Below are 15,600 nucleotides of genomic sequence, written 5' to 3'. Positions count from 1 at the left end.
AAAAACTATTCACCAATCACACAATATATAATATGGCATATTTTTTGCTAATAATACTTAAAAAAGTATGTTAAAAAAAGTTATATTCTTTGTCTTATTTTACTCTATTAATCTAAATTCTCAAACTTCAAAAGATTCAAATCATATAAGAATTTTAGAAGATGGCTTTTATAGAGCTAATGTTAGTTATTTTAATAATAATATCTTAGATACTGATATTACACGCAGAATTATGTGGGTTGAAGTAGAAAATGATATTATCGTATATGTAGGTAGAACAAGAACAAAAAGTCCTAACAACAATTTATTAATTAGAGGTCAAAGTAGGATTGTTAAAATGCCTTATATAAGGAGAAAAAACAAAAAAATATTTGCTGAATATTCGTTGAGTACAAAAGTCACTGGAAATAATACAAGTTCTGGAAGAAACATAAATTATAAAGTAGAAATTATTCAATAATTTCTACTTTATAAGGTAAGTAACTATATACACTTATAAAGTTAAAGTTAGACTAAATGACTAAACAATAGCCTAACAACAAAAAACTTACATTAATTCACAATTAAAAAACCTTTAAAAGAGTCGTAACAATAACACCTTTATTATTTTTTAAAGGAATAGATAATAATTGTTGTTGTTGTTTAATTTTAAAATTAAACGGAGGTGCTAATAAATTTAAGCCACTTTTCTTTTTTAGTCTGATACCTTGTCCTGAAATAATATCTTTATTTGGTTCAAAATCTCCCCCTGGTAAATGCTCGGTTAAAATAATGTATTTAAAAGCCGATAATTTAGCAACTATTCGTTGTACTTCAGCATTTGATAAGTGTTGTAACACTTGCCGAATTATCAAACAATCAGCAGTTGGTAATTCTTCTTTTGCAATGTCTAAACAACGAAATTCTAAATTTTCTTCTTTAAACTGTTCTTTATTATAAGCTATTAGATTCGGTACAATATCTATTGCAATATATTTTTTGGTCTGCTTAACCAACTGTTTTCCTATATTAAAATCACCACAGCCTAAATCACATACAATTAAACCATTTTTTAAAGAATTTAGAAAGGAAGTTACTACTTCTATATAAGGTTTTACAATGTTAACATCATGAGAACCATCTCCTGAATAAAACTCTGAAGCATTACCACCCCAAAGATTCTTTTCATAAACTTGTATCATAGCATCTTTAGTAGGCCATGGTTTCTTTTGCTTTTTAGGTTCCATTGCTTTCTTTTTCATGAATAGTTTTCTAGAAATAGAAAACCTTAAAAACATTTTTAAGACTTTTTCTCCCTAGATGATCTTCTGACCTTCTTATTTGATTGTAATGGTATACGCTTCTTTAATTCTTCAACAATTCTATAAGTAGCCGGACAAACCTCAGTATTTTTAACTGTCAAATCTGTTAACTGAATAAACTTTCTACGATTGGTATGTGGATATTCGGCACAAGCTTTAGGACGTACATCATAAATAAAACAAGTATTATCTCGTTCATCCAAAAAAGTACAAGGAGCAGATTTTAACACCATAAAATCGTCCGAATCACGTTCTAAATATTGGTTAGTAAAATCACGAACCTTCATTCTTAAATGCTTAGAAATACGTTCAATGTCTTTATCGGTAAAAATTGGACTCGTAGTTTTACAGCAGTTACCACATGTTAAACAATCGGTACGTTCAAACTCTTTATCATGCAACTCTTGCATTACAACATCTAAGTTTTTAGGCGTACGTTTTTTTAATGTAGCAAAATATTTTTTATTCTCTTTTTCTACATCTTGTGCTAACTTTTGTAAGTTTTCTAGATCTTTATCCATTAATTATTTTTTCTAAATTTTACTCTACCTCTATTACTTCAGTTTCTTGAAAATCATCAAATCTATTAACTATCTCAGGCATTTTCATCTCTGGACAATGATTAACTATCAGGTCAAAATTTTTAATATATTCAACAGAAGTTAAATGAATAATTTCGTCATAACTTTCATTCTTATATTTCATTACATATAAGAAATTACTTTTCTTCTCTATTTCAATAATGGATTTTTCATCATAAGATAATCCTTTATCAGTTTTTAATAGTAACTTAATTTTATTCTTAGATATAACTTTTATATTGGTAATCAACTCTGCATGAGATTCAAGTGGTCCATAAAAAATAAATAGTCCATTGTTAATAGTAAACCTTGAGTCTATACCATCACATCTATCATACAGTACGAATTCATTATTAAGTTTTCTTAAAGTTATAAAATGGTTTGGAAAGTTATCAGCATAGTCGATAACATATTTTTTGTGTTTTTTTAATTCTTTTACTGTTAAGTTTATCAATTCCTTATCTATTTTACTCTCTTTCCAATCAATAATATTTTTATAAAACTTTGAACTTCTTGTTGTATCAATAAATATTTGATGAATTGATAAATCTAAAAACTCTGGATTGTTCTTTTCTAAAATTGTATCCTCCTTAGTTTCTAATCTAACTTTTTTTATAGTATCTAATACTGAAATCTTGTCGTTCTTCTTAATCTTAGTACAACTAAATAGTAAGAAAAGACTACACAATTTAACAATATTCTCTAACATCTTTTTTAAATAAAACACTTCGCAAAAATACCTATATAAATTGTTAGAATCAGTTTAAATATCATCCAAATAAATTATGTAATTTTGCACTTCAATTTTTAATAACTAATGAGCATACAAACCTTAATAGAAACTAAAGTAAAGGAAGGTTTTTTAACCTTGTATAATATTGAAATTCCAAGTGTTGAGTTTCAAGCAACCCGTAAAGATTTTGAAGGAGACATCACTGTTGTGGTATTTCCTCTTTTAAGGTACAAGAAAGGAAACCCTGTACAAATTGGTGAGGATTTAGGAGCTTACTTAGTAGAAAATGTTGAAGATATTAGTAGTTATAACGTAGTTAAAGGTTTTTTAAACTTAGTTATTAACGATAGTTTTTATACAAAATTCTTTAATGAAATTGCTAAAGAAACTACTTATGGATTTGTTACACCTTCAGCAGATGAATCATCAAGAATGGTTGAATATTCTTCTCCTAATACCAACAAACCATTACACTTAGGACATGTTCGTAATGTATTATTAGGATATGCTGTTTCTGAAATTTTAAAAGCTTCAGGAAAAAAGGTTTACAAAACTCAAATCATAAACGATAGAGGTATTCATATTTGTAAGTCAATGCTAGCTTGGCAAAAGTTTGGTAATGGTGAAACTCCTGATTCAACTGGTTTAAAAGGAGACAAATTAGTTGGTAATTATTATGTAAAGTTTGATCAAGAATACAAAAAAGAAATCGCTGATTTAATTGCTGACGGTTCTTCTGAAGATGATGCTAAAAAACAGGCACCTTTATTTCTTGAAGCACAAGAAATGTTGCGTAAATGGGAAGCTGGAGATAAAGAAGTTGTCGCCCTATGGGAAACAATGAACTCTTGGGTTTACGCAGGATTTGATGTAACCTATAAAAGTATTGGAGTAGATTTCGATAAGTTATATTATGAAAGTAACACCTACCTTTTAGGAAAGGATGTTATAGAAGATGGTATGAAAAAAGGTGTTTTCTTTAAAAAGGAAGATGGTTCTGTTTGGTGTGATTTATCTGATGAAGGCTTAGATGAAAAATTAGTGCTACGTTCTGATGGAACTGCTGTATATATGACTCAAGACATTGGTACAGCTATTCAACGTGCTAAAGATATGCCAGATGTTGGAGGAATGGTTTATACCGTTGGTAACGAACAAGACTATCACTTTAAAGTATTATTCTTAATTCTTAAGAAATTAGGCTATTCTTGGGCTGAACAATTATATCACTTAAGTTATGGTATGGTTGATTTACCTTCTGGAAAAATGAAATCTCGTGAAGGAACTGTAGTAGATGCTGATGATTTAATGACTGAAATGACCGATACTGCTCGTACAATTTCACAAGAATTAGGAAAGTTAGAAGGGTATTCTGAAGAAGAAAAAGAAGAGTTATATAAAATTATTGGATTAGGAGCTTTAAAATACTTTATCTTAAAAGTAGACCCTAAAAAGAGAATTTTGTTTGACCCTAAAGCTTCTGTTGATTTCCAAGGAAACACAGGACCTTTTATCCAATATACTTATGCTAGAATTCAATCAATTTTAAGAAAAGCAAATTTTGATTATTCAAACCCTGTTTCGATTGAATTACATGCAAAAGAAAAAGAATTAATTAAGTTGTTAGAATTATATCCTGAAACAATTCAGCAAGCAGCTAAGAACTACTCTCCTGCTATAATTGCTAATTACACGTACGACTTAGTAAAAGAGTTTAACTCGTTTTATCAAAACATACATATTTTAGGAGAAGAAAACCAAGATAAAAAAGTATTTAGAGTACAACTATCTAAAAAGATAGGAGATACTATAAAATCAGCATTCAGTTTATTAGGAATTCAAGTTCCTGAAAGAATGTAAAAACTAAAATTATGAAAAAGAAACTATTTGTATTATTAATTTTATTTGTAAAAACTGTTGACCTTAGATCTCAAAACGATCATTTAGGTAAAATTTTTTTTAGAAATGGAACACAGGAAGTAGTAAATTATAAGTGGGTTACTTCAACAAATGTATTGCAAAAACCTAAAATTAAATTTACTAAGAAAAATGGTGTTTTTGTTAGAAATGGATTTAATGAAATAGAAAAAATTAGGAAATATCATACTAAAGATAATAAAGTTAACGATAGTACCGATTATTACTTTAAAAGTTTAGACAGTAAAATCTTAACTTTAAGAAGTGTTATTTCAAAAGGAAAACTCAGATTATATGCTAAAGATCATTCAAGAGAATATAATAGTAGTTTTGTTTTTGGTACTATAAATGGTTCATCATCTTATCAAACATATTATGTGGCTCCTCCTTATAGTGTGAAAGTAACAAAGCTTCCTAAAAAAATAAAAAGTAAAAAATTTAAAAAGATATTATCAAAGTATACATCTAAATGTAAACCTTTTACAGAAAAACTTAATGATAAAAAGTTTTTAGAAAATAAATCTGTAAAAGACATTATCAATTACTACAATGAAAATTGTAAATAAAAAACAAACAACAATAAAATTGATTTGATTATTTTTTAATCTGTCAATCTGAATGTAAAAATTATTTATTTATTTATTTATTTATGAGTGAAAAGCTTTTTATTATTTTTTGTTTTATTTCTTTTGCTTTATTTAGCCAATATAAAGCGGGTAGTATCTATCTTAAAGATGGATCTATTATTACTGGAGATATTAAAATTATAAAACATCATAGAATTGTATTGAAAAAAAACGATTCAAAAAAAGGCTTTGACCATAACCTTGTAACTAAAGTAGTCTTTAATGATTCAATAGAACATCATTATAAGAAAAGAAAAAAAACAATATTATTATTAAAAAGAGAAGTTAGTGGTCCCTTAGAATTATATTCTTTGGCTTCATATTTTTCGGGTTTTACAGATAGGTCAGGTTTTTCAGATGGTTCAGGGGCAAGCATGTCTATGAACTTTTACCTTGGAAAAAAAGGTAATGATTTTGTAAACTCCATTCCATCTAACCTTAAAAAAAAACGTTTTAGAAAATTTATCACTGAATATGCTCCCAACTGTAAAAAGTTTTTAGACAAAATTCAAGATAAAAAAAGTATAAGGTCTAACTTTGATTCCAATATTGTTAGCATAATAAATTATATTAATAATAATTGTAAAGAATAAACAAACAACAAGTAAAAATAAACGACATGAAATACGACGTATTAATAATCGGAAGTGGTCCTGGTGGTTATGTAACTGCTATTAGAGCTTCTCAATTAGGATTTAAAGTTGCAGTAGTAGAAAAAGAAAACTTAGGTGGGATTTGTTTAAACTGGGGATGTATTCCTACAAAAGCATTATTAAAATCTGCTCAAGTATATGATTATTTAAAACATGTTGATGAGTACGGATTAAAAGCAGAAGCAATCGATAAAGATTTTGATGCTGTAATTAAACGTAGTCGTGGTGTTGCTGAAGGAATGAGCAAAGGTGTTCAATTCTTAATGAAGAAAAACAAAATTGATATTATTGACGGATTTGGAAAGGTAAAACCTGGAAAAAAAGTTGATGTTACTGATAAAAATGGTAAAGTAACTGAATACAGTGCAGACCATATTATTATAGCTACTGGAGCTCGTTCTCGTGAGTTACCAAACTTACCACAAGATGGTAAAAAAGTAATTGGTTACCGTGAAGCTATGAGTTTACCTACACAACCAAAATCTATGATTGTTGTTGGTTCTGGAGCTATTGGAGTTGAGTTTGCTCACTTCTACAATTCAATGGGAACTGAGGTTACTGTTGTTGAATTTATGCCAAACATTGTACCAGTTGAAGATAAAGATGTTTCTAAGCAAATGGAGCGTTCTTTTAAGAAAGCTGGAATTAAAGTAATGACTAGCTCTTCTGTAGAGTCTGTTGATACTTCTGGTAACGGAGTGAAAGCGACTGTTAAAACTAAAAAAGGAGAACAAATTTTAGAAGCTGATATCGTTTTATCGGCTGTTGGAATTAAAACAAATATTGAAAACATCGGATTAGAAGATGTTGGAATTATTACTGATAGAGATAAAATTTTAGTAAACGACTGGTATCAAACTAATATTCCTGGATACTATGCTATTGGTGATGTTACTCCTGGTCCTGCTTTAGCACACGTTGCTTCTGCGGAAGGAATTACATGTGTTGAAAAGATTGCTGGTGTTCATACAGAAGCTATCGATTACGGAAACATTCCTGGTTGTACTTATGCGACTCCAGAAATTGCATCTGTTGGTTTAACTGAAGAAAAAGCAAAAGAAGCTGGTTACGAGTTAAAAGTTGGTAAATTCCCATTCTCTGCTTCAGGAAAAGCAAAAGCAGCTGGAACTCCTGACGGATTTGTTAAAGTAATTTTTGATGCTAAGTACGGTGAATGGTTAGGATGTCATATGATTGGTGCTGGTGTAACTGATATGATTGCTGAAGCTGTTTTAGGACGTAAATTAGAAACTACTGGACACGAAGTATTAAAAGCTATCCATCCTCACCCAACAATGAGTGAAGCAGTAATGGAAGCTGTAGCTGATGCTTATGACGAAGTAATTCACCTATAAAAAGATTATATATTTTTTAACTAAAACCTCACCTATTGGGTGAGGTTTTTATTTTTAATTTGACTTTGAAAATTAATTATCAATAAAAAAACTATGAAAAAAATTTTATTTTCCTTTTTAGTAATTATTTGCTGTTATTCTTACGCTCAACAAATATCCAATGAAGATTGGGCTACTGATTTAAATTTTTTAAAAACAGAATTGGCTAAGAAACATAAGAACTTATTTTTTAAAATAAGTAAGCAAGATTTTGAAAAAGAAATTGAATCCATAATAAATTCTTTAGAAAAAGATAGTAATATTGAAACCTCAATAAAACTTACCCAATTAATTGCTAAAGTAGGCGATACACATACTAACTTAAGTATATCTCATTTACTAAGAAAAAGAAAAACACTTCCTTTAGGTTTTATTTGGTTTGAAGATGGATTGTATATAAATGCTACCTCAAAAGATAATTATGAAATTTTAGACAAAAAATTAATTGCTATTAACAACTATAAAATTGAGACAATTATCGACAGTTTAAAAACATTATTTGTTCCTGAAAACAGAGCTGTTATTAATCAAAATAGTAAAAGATTATTACCTAAACATGTCTTATTAAAGCATTTTGGTTTTGCTAAACCTAACGATAGTATTTACAATTTAAAATTAACCGATCAATCAGGTAAAATAACTAATTATAAACTTAAAGAGGTAGATATTCCTACGAGAAGATATAGAAATAAAATTTACATGAGAGTAAATGCACAAAAACCGTTTTATCTGAATGGTAGTCGTAAAATTTTTAAAGAGAAATATTTCCCTGAAGAAAAAATTTATTTCGTTCAATATAATAAATGCGTTAGTAGAGAAACTGTTGAAAAATATGGAAAAAAGGAATTTGCCTACAGATTTCCTTCTTTTAAAAAATTTGAAGCTAAAGTTTTAAAAGAGTTAAATGAAAACAAAAACATTGACAAACTTATTTTTGATATGAGGTTTAATAAAGGTGGGAGTTCTTATTTAGCTGAAAACTTAATTAAAGAAATTGCTAATAATAAAAAGATCAATCAGAAAGGAAAACTTTTTGTTGTGGTAGGTAATGATACTTTTTCATCTGCTATTTTTAATACTGTTGATTTTAAAAATAATACTAATGCAATTATAATTGGTGAAGAAACTGGAGGCAAACCAAATCATTATGGAAACATTAAATCATTTACCCTTCCTTATTCAAGAATTAAAGTAACCTTTTCTTCAGATTTTTACAAGTTGAGTGATAAAAATGAAAAGACAATTACCCCAGATGTTCTTATAAAAACAAAATATGATGATTTTAAAAAAGGAATAGATCCTATTTTTGAATATGTTAAAAAACAATAAGAAAAGATAAAACCTCACCACTTTGGTGAGGTTTTTTTATCTTTGAACATGAAAAAATTTTTCCCACTATTCGTAATTTTATTAATGACGTGTTTTTCTTCTTGTAAAAAAGAAGAAAAGAAAACACCTATACATCCTTTAAGCCTTCCTTTAAATGAACGACCTATACCTACTCTTCCAAATAACAATATGTTAAGTGGTGGTGTTGTAGGAGGCGCACATTATATCTGTCCTAAAAGATGTAAAGGAGGAACTTCTAGTGAAAAAGGAGCTTGTCCTGTATGTAACTCAGCATTAGCTCATAACCAAGCTTTTCATAATAAACCAGCGAGTACTTCCAGTTCACCAATGTCAACGCCTGTAACAAAACCAGCCTCTGGTCCAAATGCTAATGGCGAGTATCATTATAAATGTAAAAACGGTTGCGCTGGTGGTGAAGATACAGCCGGTAAATGTAGAAGTTGTACTGCCGACTTAGAACATAATGCTGCTTATCATAGCTAAAAGTTTACAAAATTTTTAATATTTAAACCTTACCTTGTTTTGGTGAGGTTTTATTTTTAATTGAAAATGAAAAATAATTTAATAATAGAACAATATATATTTGTTATTCTTTTCTTTTTTAGCTTACTACTTATTTTAGCATCTAGCCTTGAAGATTTCTTATTAATACATTTTATTCTACAAATATTATGGCTTGTTAGGTTTTCTCATAATTTTCATAAAAATCCTAAAAAAAATTTTAAAAGATTACCTAAATTTATTACTGGTCTTATCATATTCGATTTTATAATTTTGGTTTTATCTATTTCCTTTGGTTTTAGAATTTTATTTGCTTATTTATACAGACCTTTAATGTATTTTAACTTATTTATTTTTACTTTATCTGCTTTATATAGTTATTCTCTTCTCTATTCTTTTATAAAAGTTAAAAAAAATATTAGTCTTTTCGTTCTACTTATATTAACATCAACGATAGCCTATCCTTTAAGTCCATACTTAGCTTATGAGATTAATAAAGCTTCTTAAAAGCTTTATTAATCATATAATTCATACTATAACTTTTATATTAAAAAACTGAAGTAAAATAGAATACTTCGACTCTTTTTTTATAACATTAGCAATTATTTATTTCAAATAATCGAAAGTATTCACCATTACATATTTTGGGCTTCTGCTTATAAAGTCTCTAAAAAAAGCTGTATGACTTGCTCCCATCAATATAAATACACGGTCATTTTCTGTAAGTTCAATTCTATTTAAATTTGAATACATTCTTAAATTTCTTTGATAATATTTTGCTGCTTCATCGGCTCCTTCAAAATTATCTTTAGTCCCCACATGGGTTAGCATATCCGCATTTACAGTTATTAAAAAGTCAAGAAATCTATCGTGATTTGTTTGTTTTAATTTATCTAAAAGATTTAGTTTGTTTTCATCATAGTTAACTTCTGGGTAAAATTTTAATGGGTTTTTATAATACTTATCATGCCAAACAGGATCTATTTCATTCTTAATTTCTCTTCCAATATTATAATTATATCCCATCCTATAATCTATTCCATAAATTCGTTTTGTATTAGATAATCTTCCTAATTCATAAGCTAATAATTCTACTTCATCTGGCTTTTTAAATTCCATTTCAGGATTTGCTACGTACTGCTTATATAGAGTTTGGAGTTTTTCATTATATGTTAGCGGAGTTTCTACAATAATAACAGTTGGCTTAAATTCAGCAAGCATTTCCGCTATTTTATGAACTTCTTTCTGATTCTTTTTATCGTGTTCGTCAAACTCAGTTTTAGTAGCGTCAGAAGTTTGTCCCATATGAAAAGTTCCAAAGTTTAAAACTGGGATTTTCTTTAAATCAGAATTTGTTTCTTTTTTTACTTCTGAAACCTTATTTTCTTTTTCTTCGTTAGTCTTTTGTTTAGCACATGAAACAGTTGACAAAATTGTTATTACAAGTATTAAATATATTCTTCTCATTTTATTTTTAATTATAGTTTAGTTATTTCTTCAAAGTTTTTTAAATTAAAATCTACCGATGATTTTGCTAAGAAATTCAGAATTGATAAATGTCCAGCTCCCATTAAAACAAATACTTTATCCTCTCCTGCTTTGTTCATCTTTAGAATGTTTTGAAAAATTCTTAGGTTTCTACTGTACCACCAAATTGAATTGTCTGCTCCAAAATAATCTCCTTTCTCAGCTTCACCCATTTTAAATTCACCTATTAAATAATGTCCATGGTTATGACTTACTACATCTGGATTATTCATTATTTTAAAGTACTCTACTAATGACATTTCTGTTTTTAACTTATCCCCTTTTTCATATAAACTAAAATAAGTATCATTAATATTCATTTCTCTTTTAATCATTTCCATTCCTGCTTTTTGAGCATAGTAGTTCTTCTTAGCTTTAAATTCTTTTTGAGTTAAATCGCTTTTAAAGTTTCTTGACGGAGCGTCAACAGCATAGAGTTTTTTGTGTCCTAACTCTTTTCCTAATCTGAAAGCTACTTGGTATATTTCATTTGATTTTAATCTAAACTTTCCTTCCAAATAGGCATTGTATAAAGAGTCTAACTTTTTCTGCTTGGTTGCTTTCCACTCTACTCCAATCTTAGTAGGTCCATATTTTTTTATAATATTGAGTAACTCTCTTAATTCCTTTTGACGTTTCTCTGAAAAAATATCGACAGTATATTTTGGTTTATAACTATCTAATTGTGGATTTGCAAAATGAAATGACCCTAAGATTAATAAATCTGATGATTTTATATTTTTAAAATGTTCATCTATTTGAGTTTTTTGAGCAAATACAACACTTGTTATAAATAAAACGATAAATAAAATTCTAGTTTTCATGATTCTATAGTTTTGAATTCGATACTCCAAAAGTATTTACTTAAGCTAGCTAAAAACTCTAATTTCAACCAACACTAGTGTGTACCGTACCAACTCATCAAAAAATTATATCACAAATTTCGTTGTGTAGTTTTACTAGTTTGTCCTAAAAAACAGAAACTACGTCTTAAAAAGAAAAAGAAAGTTACCTTTATAGCTACTTTTGAACTATGGAATTAAAAAAGACTTTTAAATATCACCTCATTCTTGGATTCATTATTGTTGGAATGGATCTTTTTAGAAGTTATATTACTGGTGGACATACATATTTTATAGAAAAATATAATCTTGTAGGGATTGTTTTAAAAACTACTTTCTACATGACGTTTTTTAGTGTTTATGCTATTAATGTTGGTATTATTTGTCCTAAAACCTTAGCTAAAAACAATCTTGTTTATTTCATTTTAGGCCAAATATCTCTGTTTTTCATTTTTGCTGGGATTCGCTATTTATTAGAAGAAATAATAGTATACAATATTGCTGGATTTCATAATTATCATGAAAGCACTAGAACCTTTTGGTATTATATTTTTGACAATTCTTATTATAGTTTACAGATAATTTTATTCAGTACTTTCATATTTTTATTATTCCGTTTTCTTGAGAATAAAAACAAAATTCATGAACTTAAACTAGAGCATCAACAAGCAGAATTAGATGCTTTAAAAACACAATTAGAACCTCATTTTCTATTTAACACTTTAAATGTTTTCTATTCTGAATTGGCAGATACCCAACCAGAAACTGCTAAAGGAATTTACAAACTTTCTGAACTATTGAGATACCTTACTTATGAAGCTCAAAAGGATTACATGCCTTTAAAAAGAGAAATAAAGTTTATTAAGGATTATATTTATTTTTATGAAAAAAGGTTTGAAAATAACTTGTTTCTAAATCTATCTATAAAAGGAAATGTAGCAGAACAACAAATACCTTCTTTGGTTTTGGTTCATTTTATTGAAAATATCTGCAAACATGGTATTATCAATGATAAAAACAACCCAGCTGATATTTCTATTACAATTAATACAAATTCTTTAGAGCTCAAAACACAAAATAAAATTTCTACTGTTAAAAACTACAGCAGTACAGGAATTGGAAGAGAAAACTTAAAAAAACGGTTAGAGTTACTTTTTGACAAAGAATTTATTTTTAATCATAAAGAACTAAATAGTATATATACTACATATTTAAAAATACCAATCAAAGCCAACTAACTATGAATACTTTAAAATGTTTAATTGTAGATGACGAAGCTCCTGCGATAAGATTACTAGAATCTTATGTAAAAAAAGTATCTTTTTTAGAACTGGTTGGATCTACTACAGACCCTATAGAAGCTATTAGTATTATTGAAAAAGAAGACTTAGACTTGGTATTCTTAGACATACAAATGCCAACCATTACAGGAATTCAACTTTCTAAAATTATAAAAGATAAGGTTAACGTAATTTTTACAACTGCTTATCCTCAATTTGCTATTGAAAGTTATGAACTCAATGCTATTGACTACCTTTTAAAACCTTTTGAGTTTGAACGTTTTTATAACGCTATTTTAAAAGTAAAACCTAAAGAAGATATAAAACCAATTAGCAAAACGGATGAATTTATTTTTATAAAAACGGATGGTAAAAATAATTTTGAAAAAGTGTATACAAACGAAATTCTCTATATTGAAAGTTTAAAAAACTATGTTTCTCTTCATTTAAAAAATAAAGAGATTATTACCTATAGCACTTTAAAGCATTTTGATACTGAACTATCTTCTAAAAGCTTTATAAAAATTCACAAATCTTACATTGTTGCTATTCAGCACATAGCAAAAACGGATTCTCTTTCTGTATACTTAACCAACGGTAAAAATTTACCTATAGGAGATACGTATAAAAAAAACTTTTTTGAAAAGATTAATAAATTAATATTATAAACTTCTAATTATTCTTAATAGTTCCCTAATTATTAAATATTTAACAATTGAATTTTAAAATATTTTTAACCTTAGCAATAAATATGTTAAAATTTATAATTTTCGGCACGATAATTGTTTTAACATTGCTTTAACATTTTAATCACAAACTATGGAAAACTATCTACTACACAGTTTTTATTGATGGGAGAATTGTTAAATGAAAAGGAAAGAAAAAAACTCGAAGTATGCTAACTTCGAGTTTTTATTTTTATAAAGAATGTAAAATTAATTATCTAATTAACTTTTTATATTTAATACGTTTCGGCATTAAATCACCTCCTAAACGTTTCTTCTTGTTCTCTTCATAATCTGAGAAAGAACCTTCAAAGAAATACACTTGACTATCTCCTTCAAAAGCTAAGATATGTGTACAAATTCTATCTAAGAACCATCTATCGTGAGAAATTACCACAGCACAACCTGCAAAGTTTTCTAAACCTTCTTCTAGTGCTCTTAAAGTATTTACATCTAAATCGTTTGTAGGCTCATCTAGTAGTAAAACATTACCCTCTTCCTTTAAAGTCATTGCTAAATGCAAACGGTTGCGTTCTCCACCAGAAAGTGTATTTACTTTCTTATTTTGCTCGCTACCTCCAAAATTAAAACGACTTAAATATGCACGAGAGTTTACTTGCTTTCCTCCCATCATTACTAAATCTTGACCCTCTGAGAAATTCTCCCAAATAGATTTTTCTGGATCTATGTTCGAGTGTGCTTGATCTACATAAGCAATTTTAGCTGTCTCTCCTACTTTAAAACTTCCAGAATCTGGAGTCTCTTCTCCCATAATCATTTTAAAAATTGTAGTCTTACCAGCACCGTTTGGTCCAATAATACCAACAATTCCTGCTTGTGGAAGATTGAATTCTAAATTTTCATATAATAATTTATCTCCAAAAGCTTTTGATACACCAGTTGCTTCAATAACATTCGTACCTAAACGAGGCCCATTAGGAATGTAAATCTCTAATTTTTCCTCAGTTTGCTTTTGGTCTTGACTCATTAATTTCTCATAATTCTTCAAACGTGCTTTTTGCTTTGTTTGACGACCTTTTGCTCCTTGTCTAACCCAATCTAACTCTCGTTCTAATGTCTTTTGACGTTTAGATGCCGTTTTACTTTCTTGAGCTAATCTTTTCGATTTTTGATCTAACCAAGACGAGTAGTTTCCTTTCCAAGGAATTCCCTCTCCTCTATCTAATTCTAAAATCCATCCTGCAACATTATCTAAGAAATATCTATCGTGTGTTACAGCAATAACAGTTCCTTTGTATTGTGCTAAATGATGCTCTAACCAGTGTACAGATTCTGCATCTAAGTGGTTGGTAGGCTCATCTAATAATAATATTTCAGGCTCTTGTAATAATAATCTACATAATGCAACTCTACGACGCTCTCCTCCAGATAACACTCCAATCTTCTTATCAGAATCTGGTGTACGTAAAGCATCCATTGCTATTTCTAACTTGGTGTCTAATTCCCAAGCATTAGAAGCATCAATTTTATCTTGAAGTTCGGCTTGTCTAGCCATTAACTTCTCCATTTTATCAGCATCAGAGTATACTTCTTCTAAACCAAACATATCGTTGATTTTGTTATACTCATCTAAAACAGCTACAGTTTCTGCAACACCTTCTTTAACAACTTCTAAAACTGTTTTATTCTCATCTAATTGTGGTTCTTGCTCTAAATAACCAACTTTATACCCTGGTGAAAAAGTTACATCTCCTTGGAAGTTTTTTTCTACTCCAGCTATTATTTTTAACAATGTTGATTTACCAGATCCATTAAGTCCTAGAATACCAATTTTAGCTCCGTAAAAAAAGCTTAAATAAATATCTTTTAAAACTTGTTTCCCGGTGCTTTGATAGGTCTTAGAGACCTTATTCATTGAAAAAATTACTTTCTTATCGTCTGACATTTAATTGCTATTTTTTATTATTTAAACTCTTCCTTTAAGGGCGTTAAACACCCAAGCATTTGCAAAAAAACCTAGACCTACAGCTCCAAAACCATATCCTGCTATTTCATCGTATTTAAATACAGCTAATGCTACTAATAAAATACCCATTAAAACCATTATAAGCGTTGCCCAACCTAGGACTGTGTTTTTATTCATTGACATAATTTACTTTTTACAAAAAATGTGAACTACAAATATCGGTATTTATTTAGATTTAACAAT

General features: G+C 28.4%; 16 protein-coding genes. 9 read left to right on the top strand and 7 right to left on the bottom strand.

Translation table 11 applies throughout. The features are described 5' to 3' along the window. Positions 1–67 precede the first annotated feature (67 nt). Positions 68–460, top strand: coding sequence for a hypothetical protein (locus tag Q0958_RS05225; protein WP_299120603.1), 393 nt, complete (start codon positions 68–70; stop codon positions 458–460). A 103-nt stretch (positions 461–563) separates the two neighbouring features. On the opposite strand, the gene Q0958_RS05220 is transcribed toward Q0958_RS05225, so the two are convergent. Genes Q0958_RS05220 through Q0958_RS05210 form a run of 3 tightly spaced genes read right to left on the bottom strand, consistent with a single transcriptional unit; the run spans position 564 to position 2,591 of the window. Then, positions 564–1,241, bottom strand: coding sequence for a class I SAM-dependent methyltransferase (locus tag Q0958_RS05220; RefSeq protein ID WP_299120601.1), 678 nt, complete (start codon positions 1,239–1,241; stop codon positions 564–566). 38 nt (positions 1,242–1,279) lie between these two features. Then, on the bottom strand, positions 1,280–1,822 hold the full coding sequence (locus Q0958_RS05215) for a YkgJ family cysteine cluster protein (protein ID WP_299120598.1): 543 nt from the start codon (positions 1,820–1,822) through the stop codon (positions 1,280–1,282). Positions 1,823–1,841: 19 nt separating this feature from the next. After that, positions 1,842–2,591, bottom strand: coding sequence for a hypothetical protein (locus tag Q0958_RS05210; RefSeq protein WP_299120595.1), 750 nt, complete (start codon positions 2,589–2,591; stop codon positions 1,842–1,844). Positions 2,592–2,699: 108 nt separating this feature from the next. Between Q0958_RS05210 and argS the strand changes: the two genes are divergently transcribed. The 6 genes from argS to Q0958_RS05180 all read left to right on the top strand — a co-directional run bounded on the left by argS (position 2,700) and on the right by Q0958_RS05180 (position 9,038). Beyond that, positions 2,700–4,475 carry an arginine--tRNA ligase gene (gene argS, locus Q0958_RS05205; RefSeq protein WP_299120592.1) on the top strand — a complete coding sequence of 592 codons (1,776 nt, stop codon included), beginning with the start codon at positions 2,700–2,702 and terminating at the stop codon, positions 4,473–4,475. A gap of 11 nt (positions 4,476–4,486) precedes the next feature. Next, positions 4,487–5,098, top strand: a complete 612-nt coding sequence (locus tag Q0958_RS05200) for a hypothetical protein (protein ID WP_299120589.1) — start codon at positions 4,487–4,489, stop codon at positions 5,096–5,098. Between the two features lie 83 nt (positions 5,099–5,181). Then, positions 5,182–5,751 carry a hypothetical protein gene (locus tag Q0958_RS05195; protein ID WP_299120586.1) on the top strand — a complete coding sequence of 190 codons (570 nt, stop codon included), beginning with the start codon at positions 5,182–5,184 and terminating at the stop codon, positions 5,749–5,751. Between the two features lie 26 nt (positions 5,752–5,777). Beyond that, on the top strand, positions 5,778–7,166 hold the full coding sequence (gene lpdA / locus Q0958_RS05190; RefSeq protein ID WP_299120583.1) for a dihydrolipoyl dehydrogenase: 1,389 nt from the start codon (positions 5,778–5,780) through the stop codon (positions 7,164–7,166). 93 nt (positions 7,167–7,259) lie between these two features. Further along, the gene (locus tag Q0958_RS05185; RefSeq protein WP_299120580.1) at positions 7,260–8,534 is read left to right on the top strand and encodes a S41 family peptidase; all 1,275 of its coding nucleotides are present in this window, start codon (positions 7,260–7,262) and stop codon (positions 8,532–8,534) included. 48 nt (positions 8,535–8,582) lie between these two features. Continuing rightward, positions 8,583–9,038: a heavy metal-binding domain-containing protein gene (locus tag Q0958_RS05180; protein ID WP_299120576.1), complete on the top strand. Its 456-nt coding sequence runs from the start codon at positions 8,583–8,585 to the stop codon at positions 9,036–9,038. Between the two features lie 624 nt (positions 9,039–9,662). Here the strand turns inward: Q0958_RS05180 and Q0958_RS05175 are convergent. Continuing rightward, positions 9,663–10,523: a DUF5694 domain-containing protein gene (locus tag Q0958_RS05175; RefSeq protein WP_299120573.1), complete on the bottom strand. Its 861-nt coding sequence runs from the start codon at positions 10,521–10,523 to the stop codon at positions 9,663–9,665. A gap of 11 nt (positions 10,524–10,534) precedes the next feature. Continuing rightward, complete coding sequence (locus Q0958_RS05170) at positions 10,535–11,407, bottom strand: DUF5694 domain-containing protein (RefSeq protein WP_299120571.1); 873 nt, start codon at positions 11,405–11,407, stop codon at positions 10,535–10,537. A gap of 209 nt (positions 11,408–11,616) precedes the next feature. Between Q0958_RS05170 and Q0958_RS05165 the strand changes: the two genes are divergently transcribed. Together Q0958_RS05165 and Q0958_RS05160 are read left to right on the top strand one after the other, a co-directional pair. Continuing rightward, complete coding sequence (locus Q0958_RS05165) at positions 11,617–12,663, top strand: histidine kinase (RefSeq protein WP_299120568.1); 1,047 nt, start codon at positions 11,617–11,619, stop codon at positions 12,661–12,663. 2 nt (positions 12,664–12,665) lie between these two features. Beyond that, positions 12,666–13,373 carry a LytTR family DNA-binding domain-containing protein gene (locus Q0958_RS05160; RefSeq protein WP_299120565.1) on the top strand — a complete coding sequence of 236 codons (708 nt, stop codon included), beginning with the start codon at positions 12,666–12,668 and terminating at the stop codon, positions 13,371–13,373. Positions 13,374–13,644: 271 nt separating this feature from the next. On the opposite strand, the gene ettA is transcribed toward Q0958_RS05160, so the two are convergent. Together ettA and Q0958_RS05150 are read right to left on the bottom strand one after the other, a co-directional pair. Next, positions 13,645–15,336 (bottom strand): energy-dependent translational throttle protein EttA, encoded by a 1,692-nt coding sequence (ettA, locus tag Q0958_RS05155; protein WP_299120562.1) that lies wholly within the window; start codon positions 15,334–15,336, stop codon positions 13,645–13,647. Between the two features lie 21 nt (positions 15,337–15,357). After that, positions 15,358–15,534, bottom strand: coding sequence for a CAL67264 family membrane protein (locus Q0958_RS05150; protein ID WP_175578649.1), 177 nt, complete (start codon positions 15,532–15,534; stop codon positions 15,358–15,360). Positions 15,535–15,600 lie beyond the last annotated feature (66 nt).

This window comes from uncultured Tenacibaculum sp. (assembly GCF_947499065.1).
Lineage (GTDB): Bacteria > Bacteroidota > Bacteroidia > Flavobacteriales > Flavobacteriaceae > Polaribacter.
Note: the sequence above shows the minus strand (reverse complement) of the source record. Positions and strands in the feature narration are given on the sequence as shown.

Bases quoted from the DNA above. Each gene is read 5' to 3' on its own strand.
- Q0958_RS05225 (WP_299120603.1), top strand. From the start codon at position 68: ATGTTAAAAAAAGTTATATTCTTTGTCTTATTTTACTCTATTAATCTA.
- Q0958_RS05220 (WP_299120601.1), bottom strand. From the start codon at position 1,241: ATGAAAAAGAAAGCAATGGAACCTAAAAAGCAAAAGAAACCATGGCCT.
- Q0958_RS05215 (WP_299120598.1), bottom strand. From the start codon at position 1,822: ATGGATAAAGATCTAGAAAACTTACAAAAGTTAGCACAAGATGTAGAA.
- Q0958_RS05210 (WP_299120595.1), bottom strand. From the start codon at position 2,591: ATGTTAGAGAATATTGTTAAATTGTGTAGTCTTTTCTTACTATTTAGT.
- argS (WP_299120592.1), top strand. From the start codon at position 2,700: ATGAGCATACAAACCTTAATAGAAACTAAAGTAAAGGAAGGTTTTTTA.
- Q0958_RS05200 (WP_299120589.1), top strand. From the start codon at position 4,487: ATGAAAAAGAAACTATTTGTATTATTAATTTTATTTGTAAAAACTGTT.
- Q0958_RS05195 (WP_299120586.1), top strand. From the start codon at position 5,182: ATGAGTGAAAAGCTTTTTATTATTTTTTGTTTTATTTCTTTTGCTTTA.
- lpdA (WP_299120583.1), top strand. From the start codon at position 5,778: ATGAAATACGACGTATTAATAATCGGAAGTGGTCCTGGTGGTTATGTA.
- Q0958_RS05185 (WP_299120580.1), top strand. From the start codon at position 7,260: ATGAAAAAAATTTTATTTTCCTTTTTAGTAATTATTTGCTGTTATTCT.
- Q0958_RS05180 (WP_299120576.1), top strand. From the start codon at position 8,583: ATGAAAAAATTTTTCCCACTATTCGTAATTTTATTAATGACGTGTTTT.
- Q0958_RS05175 (WP_299120573.1), bottom strand. From the start codon at position 10,523: ATGAGAAGAATATATTTAATACTTGTAATAACAATTTTGTCAACTGTT.
- Q0958_RS05170 (WP_299120571.1), bottom strand. From the start codon at position 11,407: ATGAAAACTAGAATTTTATTTATCGTTTTATTTATAACAAGTGTTGTA.
- Q0958_RS05165 (WP_299120568.1), top strand. From the start codon at position 11,617: ATGGAATTAAAAAAGACTTTTAAATATCACCTCATTCTTGGATTCATT.
- Q0958_RS05160 (WP_299120565.1), top strand. From the start codon at position 12,666: ATGAATACTTTAAAATGTTTAATTGTAGATGACGAAGCTCCTGCGATA.
- ettA (WP_299120562.1), bottom strand. From the start codon at position 15,336: ATGTCAGACGATAAGAAAGTAATTTTTTCAATGAATAAGGTCTCTAAG.
- Q0958_RS05150 (WP_175578649.1), bottom strand. From the start codon at position 15,534: ATGAATAAAAACACAGTCCTAGGTTGGGCAACGCTTATAATGGTTTTA.